Source organism: Lonsdalea quercina subsp. quercina (assembly GCF_000688655.1).
Lineage (GTDB): Bacteria > Pseudomonadota > Gammaproteobacteria > Enterobacterales > Enterobacteriaceae > Lonsdalea > Lonsdalea quercina.
The window spans coordinates 148,401-160,660 of record NZ_JIBO01000016.1; the positions used below are offsets into that span (position 1 = coordinate 148,401).

Below are 12,260 nucleotides of genomic sequence, written 5' to 3' on the forward strand. Positions count from 1 at the left end.
GCTAAAGCGCGGCTGAAGCGCGCAGTATGACAATCAGGTCAGGCAGTTGCGACAGCAGATACAGTCCCAATCCAATACTTCCCCCCACCAGCGTGCCGTTGATGCGAATGAACTGTAGATCTTTACCGATATTCAGTTCGATCAAATACGACATCTCTTGAGCATCCCAGCTTTTCACCGTATCGCTGATATGGCGCGTCAGAAAGTCTGCGAACTCTGGCGCAAGAGTGCGCACCGCCTCTTCCAAATGCTGATTCAGCGACGTTCGCAGTCCCTCATCCTCCATCAACGTTTGCCCCAGCCACTGACCGATGGCGCTGATGTGGGCCTGTACGGCGGAGTCGCTTTGATTGAGGTCGGCCTTGAGCCAGGCGCGCAGGTCGCCCCAAAGGTCGCTCAGATAGTGATTCAGCGCTTCGTCGTTTTTCAAATAGCGCTTAATCGCTTCGGCTCGCCGCGCCATTTCCGGGTCTGTGCGAAGTCGTTCAATCAGCCGTGCGACGCTACGATTAAAGTGCTGACGCAGTTCGTGACCCTCGTCGCGCACTACCTCGTCCAGCAGCGTGTTAACCGCATTGGCGACCACCTCGGCGCTGCGTTCACCCAGCCATTCCGAGGGCAGGATCTTTTCCGTGACCGGATGCTCGCGTTTCAGCCAACGGACGATCTGGACCGCAATAAATTCGCGTGTCGAGGGCTTGTTCACCATCCTCAGCAGTTGTTCAATGATCGTGTCCAGCAACTGTTGGTGGCGATTATTTTTAGTCAGACTGTCCAATAGAGCGGCGACGGACTGGGTGAGGTCCACTTTATCTATAGCTTTGTGGACCGCACGGCGAATAAATCGCTGAATACGCTGGTCATCCGCCATATCTAAAATGCCGCGCATAAATTGCAGCAGGTAGCTACCTAGCCGTTCGGCGTTCTCGGGGGTCTGCAGCCACCGGCCTACGATTTGAGCGGGATTATGTCGACGAATCAGTGTTAAGAGTGATTCGGTATCGAGGAACTTCTCCTGAACAAAGCGGGCGAGATTGTCTGCTATCCGCGTTTTATTACGTGGAATAATCGCGGTATGGCGGGATATCAATGGTAGCGGGACCCGGCGGAATAGCGCTACAACGGCGAACCAGTCCGCCAGAGCGCCGACCATCGACGCTTCGGCGATCGCCTTCGCCCCACTCACCCAGAAGTTGGGGGGGAGACACAGGGTTACCACAAAGATGGCGGCCGCAAGAGCGAGCAACGACAGCGCCAGACGTTTGGCGCGTTTCAGTTCAGCTTCTTTATTCATGCGTTAAGGTTACCCTGTTTTGCTCTGAACAGGCCANGCGATTATGCATTCAAGCCGCAGACGCCTCTGTGGAACCGGGTTGTCATCGTGCAGGGCGGTGATAAGACGAATTTTTCATCACTCAGTCGCGGATTGATGGATTAAGGTTGCACGGACGTGGCTGCACGGTATAATCCCCCCGTTTTCCGCATACTACTTCAGTGCCGAAGTGGCGAAATCGGTAGACGCAGTTGATTCAAAATCAACCGTAGAAATACGTGCCGGTTCGAGTCCGGCCTTCGGCNCCATTGTGGAAAAATCAGTCACCTTCGGGTGGCTTTTTTTATGTCCATAATCTTCCGTCAATGTCCATATTTCTTTGTTAAATAAGTGATTTTTGCTTATCTGTCTATTCTCTGATTTACATGCTTTATCCACATTGGTCTTTTTTCGTCCATTGACATCCAGATGATTTGGGGGTCAAGATGAGGGTCAGTTCACTTCGATTAGGAGTTGACCCCCAAATTATGGCGCTGACTGACGTTGTTGCCCGTACCGCCAAGCCCCGCGACAAAGCCTATAAGCTCGCGGACGCGCACGGCCTGTATCTTTTGGTGAGTCCTAACGGCTCTAAGCGCTGGTATCTTAAGTACCGTTTTGAAGGTAAGGAAAGCCGGATTGCGTTCGGTGCCTATCCGCTAGTCTCGCTGGCAAAGGCCAGAGAGAAGCGTGACGAGGTGCGATTGCTGCTGTTGGAGGGCATCCACCCAACGGAAAAGCGCGAAGAACAAAAAGAGCAGGCGCAAGAGGCGTTGAATACTTTTGCGAAGATCGCGCAGGACTGGCACCGAAACATTAGCCAAAACCGGTGGTCAGAAACACACGCCGGAAGGGTATGGCGCGATATGGAACGAAATTTACTGCCTGCTATCGGGCATCGCCATATTGCCGACCTGAAAACCAAAGACCTGCTGGAGCCGCTGAAAGTCGTGGAACAGAACGGTCATCTTGATTTGGCGTCACGACTGCGCCAGCGCGTCACCGATATCATGCGCTACGCGGTGCAGAACGATCTGATAGAGCGTAACCCCGCGCAAGACCTCTCCGGGGCGATAGCCACGCCAAAAGCCACCCATCGGCCAGCGTTGAAACTGAACAAGCTACCGGATTTTCTGGCAAGGATTGAACACCACAAAGGGCGGGCATTAACCAAGCTGGCGTTAAAACTTACTCTGTGCGTTTTCATCCGCTCCAGCGAGCTACGTTTTGCCCGCTGGCCGGAAATCGATTTTAAACGCGCGATGTGGACGATACCGGCTGAACGTGCAGTCATCCCCGGNGTGAAGCATTCGCAGCGCGGCGCAAAGATGCGCTCTGAACATCTGGTGCCATTATCCCGACAGGCTTTAGCGCTGCTGGAAGAGATTAAGACCATCAGCGGCGCTCATGAACTGATCTTCCCCGGCGATCGTCGGCCAACTAAACCGATGAGTGAAAACACCGTCAACAATGCATTACGAACCATGGGTTATGACACCACCGCCGAGGTTTGCGGACACGGCTTCCGCACTATGGCCTGTAGTGCACTGGTCGAATCCGGCCAGTGGTCACGGGATGCGGTAGAAAGGCAAATGAGTCATCAGGAACGCAACGGCGTCCGTGCTGCCTATATCCACAAAGCGGAGCATCTGGATGAGCGCAGGCTAATGCTGCAATGGTGGGCAGATTATCTGGATGCGAACCGGAAAGAGTATGTGGTGCCGTATGAGTTTAGAAGGTATTAAAATTACTCATACATTAATTTTTAATCTGAAATTATTTTATGGATGAATTGCAATGCTATTTAAAAAAACAAAAGATAACTTTATTTATATTGTTTTGTCATTTTTTTTAATTGGTAATATGTTTTTAATTAATCAGGCGTTTTACCTCAAAAAATTACTTATTATTTCTTTTCTTGTTATTACTGTTTCTGCTTGCTTCTTTCAGAAGGGAAAACTTGAAGGAATAATAAGGTATTTTATCTATTTTAATAATGATAAGATTGTTAAAAAGATATCAGGGATAATGTCATTACTTTCCTTGTTGTTTTTTATATTATCATTATTTTCCCTAAACATGGGTTTGATATGGTTTGCTAGATGGTTTATTTTAATATTTATTATTAATGTTGCTGTTAGTGGAATACTTGTTTTCTTTGATCTTGAACGCAGCGGTCATATTGTTTTTAATAAAATGAAATTTGTTTTTGGTAGTGCTGTATCTTTACTTTATTTAATTACAAGTGCTTATGCGGCTAGTTATTTCATGCAATTTAGTAACATGGATGTAAGTGACTCCCCATTGCTTGAATTTGGATGGAAACTGGCTTTCTTTACTATATATTTTTTTATGATACTACAACCAGTTTCATATTTTGTTTTTCTATCGATATCAAATAAATTGATCGGCCATCAGTTAATTACTTTTTTCGGGATTCTCATGGTTACATCGCTGCTATTATTTGCAGTGCCTCGCTGGGCAGAAAATTTCATAGTGCTAGTACTTGATTGGGCAACAAGTAGTGAATGGCATAATTCAGCAATGTGTGGTTCTTTGAGGATTAGTGACTCAACTGAGCGATATTTTGGATTCAATACAGACAAGTACACAGTTTATTTCTCTAATCGCGATGGGAAATGGGGATTTGAAGAACTTCAATGTGCTAAAGATGACAAAAATCAGGACTCGTTTACCCGCGTGCTTGTGGAACAGTCAAATATGCCTCAGTGGTTTAAAGAATAGACCATCGATAGCTATATTAAACAACAGAGTGCCCAGGTAATACTTTCTATTGGGTAGCTGTTATTTACCTATGTACCGCGCCAGCCCCTTTTTTAGGAGGGGCTGGCGCTCATTTTTCTTATGTGGATGATTTTCCCTGCGACTCATAATATCCAAGAATCATTTCCGCCAGATCGTCTTCCACCGTACAGAAGTAGCAAGCCGGAACCTGTAGCACCGATGCTAATCGACAATCCAGCTCAAAATCCAACGTGGGAATACCGCACTCACATTGATTCATACGAGCGCTGGCCGTCGCTTCATCAATTTTGATGATTTTGGTACGGTAAAGGACAGGAAAGCGCGAAAAGGAAAAGAGCCAGATGAAAAGGGTGAAAAAACTGTTATCTGATAAACCCCCAATAACTATCTATTTTTCAAATGAATACCTGCATCTACAGGCTGAGGGGAAAAAACTGTTAGACGTTCCACTTAAAAACTTCCCACGTCTCGAACGTGCTACGGCTGAGCAGCGGGATAATTTCACCTTTAGTTTCAGTGGCATACATTGGGAAACGCTTGATGAGGATATAAATATTGAGGCGCTTTACGCTGGTGCGGTCAAGGATATAACTAAACAATAATTTGTTAAGCCAGTTAGGAGTTTCCCCCACTTTTCCCCCACTTACTCAGGGATAACGGCTTCCCCCACTTCGCGCCTATATATGCGTAGGAAGTGGGGGAAAATGCCGGATTGAGAGATTCATTATCCGTTCGCCCCCACTTTCCCCCGTTTAATCCCCCNCCTTATTCCGTTGCGATAGCGGTGTAATCCGCTCCCCCTCAAAGGCGATTAGGCCATCCTTTTCCAGCTTGTCCAGCCAGCGGGTGAACTTCTTGTTCACATCAAAGCCCATTGCCCGCATGTCGTCTCGCACCAATGAACGGGTACAGCCTTCACCGTTGGCCCTGCGTGAGCGAATGGCCTGCCATAAGGCGACATGGTTTTCCGTCAGCCGAGAGATACCGGCTAAATCGGGGTCGTTGGCAACATCCTCTCTGACTTCACGCCCCTCATCGTTCAGCACCAGCGAAGTAATCTGATCGCCATCATCGTCCACGTATAGATTGACGGTATTCAGGTCATAGGCACGACGAGGGCGCTCTTCTGCATCCTTCATTTTGGTGCAACTGAGGATCAACGCGCTGCCGTCACCTTCACGTCTGACGTTAAATTCTACGTCCAGCGCAGCACGGAAGGCGCTGGAGCCGCGTGCCCCTTTGTCCTGATCTTTACCGGAATGATGAATAATCAGCACCGTCGCCTGTGTCGCTGCTTTAATCGCGTCACATCCCTGAATGAATGCACCCATATCTTTAGCCGCGTTCTCATCCGAACCGCCAAAACAACGGGCAAGCGTATCCAGAATAATCAGGCGAACTGGCATACCCGAGGCGACTTTCACATCGCGGGCGGCGCATATCACCTGCTGCACGCTCTCGGGGCTGGCCGGAAAAATCGGGCAATCGACGCGATAAAGCGCATCAATCGGGCTACCACCGTTTAGTGTCTGCTCCCATGCCCGGATACGGCGGGGAACGCCGATGCCACCTTCACCAACGACATAAATCACCGCGCCCTGCGTAACCGGCTTGCCCTCCCNCGGTTTGCCGGTGGCGATATGGCATCCCCACGATACCGCCAGAAAAGACTTATACGAGCCACTGGCACCGTAAGCGCTGGCAACAGATGAACTCGGCAGATAGCCTTTAATCAGGTAGTCCTGCCGCGTATCAAAGCCGTCAGAGCCTTTGCGCAGGGGCAATGAAGTATTGAAGCCCGGTGTTGCGGAATCGGTGCGAACTAAAGACGTATACATTGTGTCAGGCTGATAGCGTTGTTTATTGAACGCGGATTTGGTGGCCTCAAGCCCATATTGCTGGCGGTAATCATCCCAGTCACAGAGTGTTGTGGTGGGCGGTAACGACACCCAGCCGTCCACCGCGAGCGCGGCTTTTTCAGCCTGCTCCTTACCGATATTGGTTGAACCATCGGCATGCAGGTCATGATCGCCCGCCAGAATGATAGTGGCATTGGGATACCAGCTACGCAGAGCTTGTGCGACGTTCATCAGGTTATTGGCCGATACCGCCGCGACCACCGCCGCCGTGGTGATCTGGCTGATGGTCAGGCCGGTGGCGTACCCTTCGGTGATCACGATGGTGCCCGGCTCTTTCGGGCAATGCACCGCAATGAAAGAGCCTTTCAACTGTGAACCCGGTAGCAGGCGTTTTTCTCCATCGTCGTTGATCAACTGTGCGCCGGCCAGTTCACCGGAAACGCGATGCAGCTTCAGCAGCAGGCTTCCCTCATCAAACAACACGCCGCCGATACGCATTTTTTGCTGTGCGGTCAGGCGGGCATGAACGATAGAGAACCCTTTGGCTTTCAGGTAGGTGCTCTCGCCATTCCTCGAATGGATCAGCATATGCTTGATTTTATCAGCCAGCGGCGGGCGTTTAGCAGCTTTTTCCCTGGCTGGCGCTGTTAAGGCGGGAAGCGTCAGCGCGGCCACCTGTTTTGCCGCGTCTGATAGATCACAGTTTTTGACCCGTGTGACCAGATCAAGGCCATCGCCATGACCACACTGATTGCAAAACCACGTTCCCCGTCCCTCCTTGTCGTCAAAACGAAAGCGATCTTTGCCGCCGCAGGCAGGACAAGCGCCGTGTTTGTCGCCGGAAGGCACTGGAATAGCCAGAGCGGCCAGAATGGCACCCCACCGGTGGCGCGACTGAGCGGTAATGTCTGAAACGAACTTACTCATCGTCAGCCACCTCTGCTTGCAGCGCGTCATTTAACTGGTTCAGACGCTCCCATAGGATAAAGATCAGCAGTTCTTTCGCGAGCGGGTTGTCCAGTTCAATGATGGCGTAGGCCAGCGCCCGACAGTGATCGACGAGTTCTTCTAATGTCAGGGGTGTGGGGTCATACATGATGTACCCCCGCAGAAAAAAAGAAAGATTGCGGGTAGAAAAAGAGAAGGGTCGTCGCCATAAGGCAGCCTCCGTGGTAAGCAGGGTATCACTACCACCTGAGACGCCAACCTCTATGGTGGTAGCCCAGACGGGGTTGGCGTAACCGGTTACCACGTAGCCCGGCGCTCCTTGCGGAGCCCCCGCCTGAGCCACCATTGACAGGTATGCGCAGGCATCGCCTAATAAAAGACACGTAATAAATCCGTGTCTTTTAGGCAACGTGGTAAGTGTCGGAACGCCAATTCCGGCTACGGATTTTGCCGCAGCATCAGCAGTATATCGTAAATTGCCCGCCAGAAAAAAATAACAATGCATCATGATTTAGCCTCCCCGCGCTGGCTAATACGTGCCGCGATCCAGTCATTCNCTTCACTTTCCACCCACGCCACTGAGCGAGCGCCGATTTTGACCGTCTGAGGGAATTCCCCCTGCTTCATCAGCAGGTAAATCCATGATTTCCTGAGGCCGGTTTTTTTCATCACACCCGATAAGCGAATCAACGTGTTATCCTTCATGTTCAATCCTCCTTCCGGGTGTAAACCCGCTCGACATAGCGCCCCCGGCCATCACCGTGGCCGAGATCCATAGAGGTTAATGCTCTGGCTTCACTGCGGGAAAAGCCCTGTGACAGGTAATAACGTATGGCATCCTGCGCCCATGCGTAGCGCTGGCTGTGCGGGGAATAGTGGCTGGTCAACCCCAAGCGGGTGGTCTGCGTGCGCCAGAAATTCATGGCGGTTTTCAGGTCGGGTTTATCGATCAGCCTGCCGTTACGCGCCTCAGTCACCTTTAGCGCCGCTTTTACCGCCCGTTGAATGGTTTCGCGATCGATAATCCGGGTTTCGCGTGGCCTGCCGCCTTTGGTGCCAAACACCACGGTCAGCGTCTGTTGATGGCGCTCAAGCTGCTTTTTCCACGTTTTCAAGGAACTGGCGCATTGCACCGCTTCCTGAGAACGCAGCCCCAGCAATCGGGCAAGCTGAAGTGCGCAGGCCAGCCCTTTATCATGCTGTTGTGCCGCGAGCAGAACGGCCTGATAACGTTCGTCCGGGATGGCGAATTTTGTCCCGGCACGGCTTGCCCCGCTCAGCCCCTGCGCGTTATTGGTCAGGCGGTCGGACGCGGCGAGCTTTTCCCGTCCTCCCTGCTTAAACACCGTGCGCAACGCCGCCATTTCATTGTGCAGGGTACGAAGGGCAATCCGCTGTGACAGGCGTTCGGCGACATAGCTTTCGATATGTCTGGCTTTGAGATACTTAACGTCACGCACCTGAATATTCAGCGCCAGCAGGTGACGGCACAGCCTGTCCATGATGCGAATACGATCATGAACCGTCTTGTAGCTCCCGCCAGCCTGTTTCGCCAGCGTGGTCATTTCACGACTTAATTTACTCATGCAACTTACCTCTCATAATTCAACTGGATGCTTTTCTCTGGCGCATGGGAAAGGGCAGAAACAATCGCAATTGACCTGCCTTGAACGATACCTGTGCGCCAGAGCGGACAGCAGTTGAGGTCTTGGGAGGTGTCGGCGATGCACTCGGTGCGGCCGCCTGCGGTTGCAGGATTTCCTCTCAGGCGGTTAGGCCTGCCTCGGTATCGGTTCAATCTCCTGTAAAAAAGCGGTCAGTCCGGCACAAACGGGTGTGTCAGATTCATGACGCAGTGGTTGAGGTGCATGTCTCAGGGGCTGATGGGCTCTTCGGCTGCGGCGTCACTTTCATCCGTTGACACGGAAAAAGTGACGCCGGTGCAGACGTTGCCGGCAGGTGCGCAGCTGATGCCCGACGGCATAGCAACGCTCAGCCAGCACGTTTACACGCGCAGACGCAAATCATTGAGACGAGTAAAATCGAAGTTACACGATAACGTGAACTTACGAAGGTAAGAGCTGTTTAAGCCGCCTATGAAGTGAAATCACCGCAACGATAAACGTTGCAACTATGGCCAGTCTCCTACGGTATGGAAGCCAGCTCTCTGGCTGGGTATAGTGAAGCCCACAGCAATGTTGGGCTTGAGGTTTAGTCAAAACAGACCTTCATCACCACGCTCGCAACGGCGTTCAAACTACCCGGTGATATCTGCTTGCAAAGGCTGGCAGATTTACCACACGCAACTGTGCGCGTTCTTCCTTGCAGGCTACGGAAGTGTTTGTGGTCGCCCGAAGGCGTCAGTCTCAGACCACGCTCCATTCCTATGACTTTGACAGTGTGACCACCCGAAGGCGTTTCTCACAGGTCACTCGTATCATCCCGATACTGGAAACATTGGTGGCTGTCATCGACAGCAGGTTTTATGGTCAAAAATACGACAGAGTTTTGCAGGTTTCAAGCACTTTGACTCAGCCAGAAAAGAGAGTAACCTAGCACTTAGTGCTATAGTTAGGGTTACAGGATGTCGGCCTGATGCGCGTATTCAAAACCAAATGGTTCACTAAGGCAGCTAAATCCCACGCCATCAAGGATAGCGAGTTATGTCAGGCTATTGAGGCGGTAATGCAAGGGAAGGCTGACGATCTCGGCGGCGGCGTTTATAAGAAACGGCTGAACCAGAACCGCGATCGCGCCATCATACTGGCTAAAGGTGGGCAGCATTGATTTTACACATTCCTGTATGCCAAGCAGGATATGGCGAACATCGATAATCGCGAACTGGCCGGATTCCGCGAATTAGCGAAGCACTACGCTGCCCTTGCCGATGAAAAGATTACGGCACTGCTTAAGAGTAAAGAACTGGTGGAGATTTGCCATGACCGCAAAAAGTAAATTCAAGAGTCCTGCATTTGAAGCTATCCACAGCGCGGCTTCTNGATTATTCAGCGTCGATGCTATTCCACAGGAAACGATGCGCAACTTTGACAAAGCGTGTCTCAACAGCGTGGACGATCTTCAACCTCTTGAGATTAAGGCGCTACGTGAAAAGCTGAACGTCAGCCAGCCGGTTTTCGCCCGCTACCTGAACACCAGTGTTTCGACGGTACAGAAATGGGAAAGCGGCGTAAAACGCCCCAGCGGATTATCGCTGAAACTGCTTACCGTGGTGCGGAAGCATGGGTTGAAGGTGTTGGTGTAGAAAATTAATTTTCTCAACAATAGATGATAAAGGATAAAGCCCATAACTACTAATTAATAGCTCGATCATTTTTTCTTATGAGAAAATATAAAGTCGTGATTTTTTATTGTGAGTAGTTTTTCTTGATACACAGTTTCTTTAAACTGCCCCATAAGAAGATTGAATGTGTATTCATACGAGATTTATATCTCACTAAGTCTAAATATCACTTTAAAATTTGTCAGGCTGATGCTAGCGTTAGGTTAAAACAGTAAGCTCATTAAGTCAGCCCTTTAAGGCTAAAATATGTCGAATGATAACCCTGAACTTCGCGAGTTTTAAGGCAAATCAACCCTAGCTTCCGAATAAATAGAGTGGCTAAAGCGTCTGGTCAACGAGTTGTATTTTTTGGTGAGTTTAGCCATAAAGATGAACTGGGACCCGAAGGGTGTGATAGCTGGGGTGAGGTTGTAATTAAGATAAGTGAAGCCACTTCAAGGGCATCAATTTCTTATATACAAAAAGAAGTTGAAGTACTTAAGGAGCGGTAAGTGTCAAGATAGTTGGCACCCCCGGTTGATTTAGGCTGCCTGCTTTTCCCGCCCTGGATTCAGCATAACCTCACCTGACGGCTGCCAGTTCCGTGTCCTGCCTGACCAACGTTCAGGCCGTTGCGCTTTTGCCATCTGGTACACCTTATCCCGCTTCTTCAGCACCCTGCCATCTTCGCCCCGGTGCCGTTGGCCTGGCGTTACGTACCTGATGCCGCTATGTCGATGCGTTTCGTTATACCACCGGGTAAAACTCTCTACCCATTCGCGCGTATCCTCTAACTTGTCGAACCCCGATGACGGCCACTGCGGCACATATTTCAGCGTCCTGAACAACGACTCCACATACGCGTTGTCGTTACTGACCCCTGGCCGGCTGTGAGACGGCGTTATTGCCAACTCATGCAGCTTCATCTGCAACGTCTGCGACTTCATCGCCGCCCCATTGTCCGCATGCAGTACCGGCGGGTATTGCCAGCATCCTTCCCGACGTACCGTGCGCTCTATCAGGGCGGCTGCCTGCTCGCCNCTTTCTGTTTCATTCACTTCATATCCCACGATTTTTCGGCTGTAGAGGTCTTCCACCAGATACAGGTAAAACCAGCGACCCTTCACGGTTGACGGCATCCATGTGATGTCCCACGTCCACACCTGATTCGGGCCGCTGGCCTGCCAGGTCGTGGCCGGCGTGATTTTCTGTGCCGCACGTTGCCGTCCACGCCGATGTCCTTCCTCCATGACGACGTAGCACCCGGTAAAAGGTTGACTCACTCGCCAGATAAATCCCCTTATCGGCCAACGCCGGTACGATTTGTGACGGTGGCACACTGCCAGTATCTGTTGCTCTTCTTGCGCGCTTAACCGGTTCGACGGGGAGGGCCTGACCGCTCTGGCACGCTTGTCCTCCATCGAACTTTGCCAGCGTCGCCACGTCCGTTCACTTAACCCGGCTTCCGTGAGCGACACCGCTAACCGGGCGCCTGACGCCATCGCGTTGCGCACATATCCCATCAGCGTCTGCCGTTCCGCACCTGATGTCAGTCGTCCTCGTCGGTTATTCCGTAGTAGTCCCGCAACTGCTTTCGCAGCACCAGTATCGCTGCCGCCTCCGCCAGGGCTTTTTCCTTACGAACCAGTTCGCGTTTGAGTTGACTGACTTCTTTCTGGCTTTGTCTGAGCGCGGCTTTATCATTAGGCGAAGAGACCTGCAAAAAGCCTTGTTTCCACTGACTAATCTGCTCAGGATAAATCCCTTTCTTACGGCAGTATTGCGCCAGTTCCGCTTCACTGAGTGTGGCGGTTTCGATAATCACAGCCAGCCGGGCATCGGCTGACCATTGGTCTGTGGTTTTGTCTGCACCCGGCNCCGGTATTCCCTCTGCTTTCGCCTTGTTACGCCAGTTATAGAGCGTAGCTTCTGATATCCCTTCCATCTGTGCAACTGCGGTGACGGTCATGTTGTAGGGCGGCAGTAGTTTAGCCAGTGCGGCCGATTTACGTTCTGGTGAAATGTGCTTCACGATATGGTTCCATCTTGTCATTAATGTTTTCGATGGGGGTGCCATCTATCCTGACAGAGGGGG

General features: G+C 51.1%; 9 protein-coding genes, 1 tRNA gene and 3 pseudogenes. 6 read left to right on the top strand and 7 right to left on the bottom strand.

Annotation, left to right across the window (positions count from 1 at the left end; genetic code table 11):
* Nucleotide 1: 1 nt before the first annotated feature.
* On the bottom strand, nucleotides 2-1,294 hold the full coding sequence (locus RZ35_RS15155) for a DUF445 domain-containing protein (protein ID WP_026744090.1): 1,293 nt from the start codon (nucleotides 1,292-1,294) through the stop codon (nucleotides 2-4).
* 202 nt (nucleotides 1,295-1,496) lie between these two features.
* On the opposite strand from RZ35_RS15155, the gene RZ35_RS15160 reads away from it, so the two are divergent.
* From RZ35_RS15160 to RZ35_RS17710, 3 genes are all read left to right on the top strand, one after another.
* A tRNA-Leu gene (locus RZ35_RS15160) sits at nucleotides 1,497-1,581 on the top strand.
* A gap of 219 nt (nucleotides 1,582-1,800) precedes the next feature.
* Nucleotides 1,801-3,057: a tyrosine-type recombinase/integrase gene (locus tag RZ35_RS15165; RefSeq protein WP_026744091.1), complete on the top strand. Its 1,257-nt coding sequence runs from the start codon at nucleotides 1,801-1,803 to the stop codon at nucleotides 3,055-3,057.
* A gap of 52 nt (nucleotides 3,058-3,109) precedes the next feature.
* Nucleotides 3,110-4,057, top strand: a complete 948-nt coding sequence (locus RZ35_RS17710; RefSeq protein ID WP_051625595.1) for a hypothetical protein — start codon at nucleotides 3,110-3,112, stop codon at nucleotides 4,055-4,057.
* A 118-nt stretch (nucleotides 4,058-4,175) separates the two neighbouring features.
* Here RZ35_RS17710 and RZ35_RS17500 read toward each other — a convergent pair.
* Nucleotides 4,176-4,364: pseudogene (locus RZ35_RS17500) on the bottom strand (transcriptional regulator); the annotation flags it as partial.
* 55 nt (nucleotides 4,365-4,419) lie between these two features.
* On the opposite strand from RZ35_RS17500, the gene RZ35_RS15175 reads away from it, so the two are divergent.
* Entirely contained in the window at nucleotides 4,420-4,680 is a 261-nt protein-coding gene (locus RZ35_RS15175; RefSeq protein WP_051625596.1) for a DUF2442 domain-containing protein, read from the top strand.
* Nucleotides 4,681-4,830: 150 nt separating this feature from the next.
* On the opposite strand, the gene RZ35_RS18635 is transcribed toward RZ35_RS15175, so the two are convergent.
* The 4 genes from RZ35_RS18635 to RZ35_RS15195 all read right to left on the bottom strand — a co-directional run bounded on the left by RZ35_RS18635 (nucleotide 4,831) and on the right by RZ35_RS15195 (nucleotide 8,471).
* Nucleotides 4,831-6,864: an AAA family ATPase gene (locus RZ35_RS18635; RefSeq protein WP_036153591.1), complete on the bottom strand. Its 2,034-nt coding sequence runs from the start codon at nucleotides 6,862-6,864 to the stop codon at nucleotides 4,831-4,833.
* Nucleotides 6,857-7,393 (bottom strand): ash family protein, encoded by a 537-nt coding sequence (locus tag RZ35_RS15185; RefSeq protein ID WP_036153594.1) that lies wholly within the window; start codon nucleotides 7,391-7,393, stop codon nucleotides 6,857-6,859. Before RZ35_RS15185 ends, RZ35_RS18635 begins: the two co-directional genes overlap by 8 nt.
* A complete protein-coding gene (locus RZ35_RS15190; RefSeq protein WP_026744096.1) occupies nucleotides 7,390-7,590 on the bottom strand; it encodes a helix-turn-helix transcriptional regulator in 201 nt (66 codons plus the stop codon). The genes RZ35_RS15185 and RZ35_RS15190 overlap by 4 nt, the downstream gene beginning before the upstream one ends.
* A 2-nt stretch (nucleotides 7,591-7,592) precedes the next feature.
* The gene (locus RZ35_RS15195) at nucleotides 7,593-8,471 is read right to left on the bottom strand and encodes an integrase domain-containing protein (RefSeq protein ID WP_026744097.1); all 879 of its coding nucleotides are present in this window, start codon (nucleotides 8,469-8,471) and stop codon (nucleotides 7,593-7,595) included.
* A 1,009-nt stretch (nucleotides 8,472-9,480) separates the two neighbouring features.
* Here RZ35_RS15195 and RZ35_RS15200 point away from each other — a divergent pair.
* Together RZ35_RS15200 and RZ35_RS15205 are read left to right on the top strand one after the other, a co-directional pair.
* Nucleotides 9,481-9,840: pseudogene (locus RZ35_RS15200) on the top strand (type II toxin-antitoxin system RelE/ParE family toxin).
* Nucleotides 9,824-10,147 (top strand): helix-turn-helix domain-containing protein, encoded by a 324-nt coding sequence (locus RZ35_RS15205; protein WP_026744098.1) that lies wholly within the window; start codon nucleotides 9,824-9,826, stop codon nucleotides 10,145-10,147. Before RZ35_RS15200 ends, RZ35_RS15205 begins: the two are co-directional and overlap by 17 nt.
* A gap of 560 nt (nucleotides 10,148-10,707) precedes the next feature.
* On the opposite strand, the pseudogene RZ35_RS17715 reads toward RZ35_RS15205, so the two are convergent.
* Nucleotides 10,708-12,197 (bottom strand): annotated as a pseudogene (locus RZ35_RS17715) (IS3 family transposase).
* Between the last annotated feature and the right edge of the window lie 63 nt (nucleotides 12,198-12,260).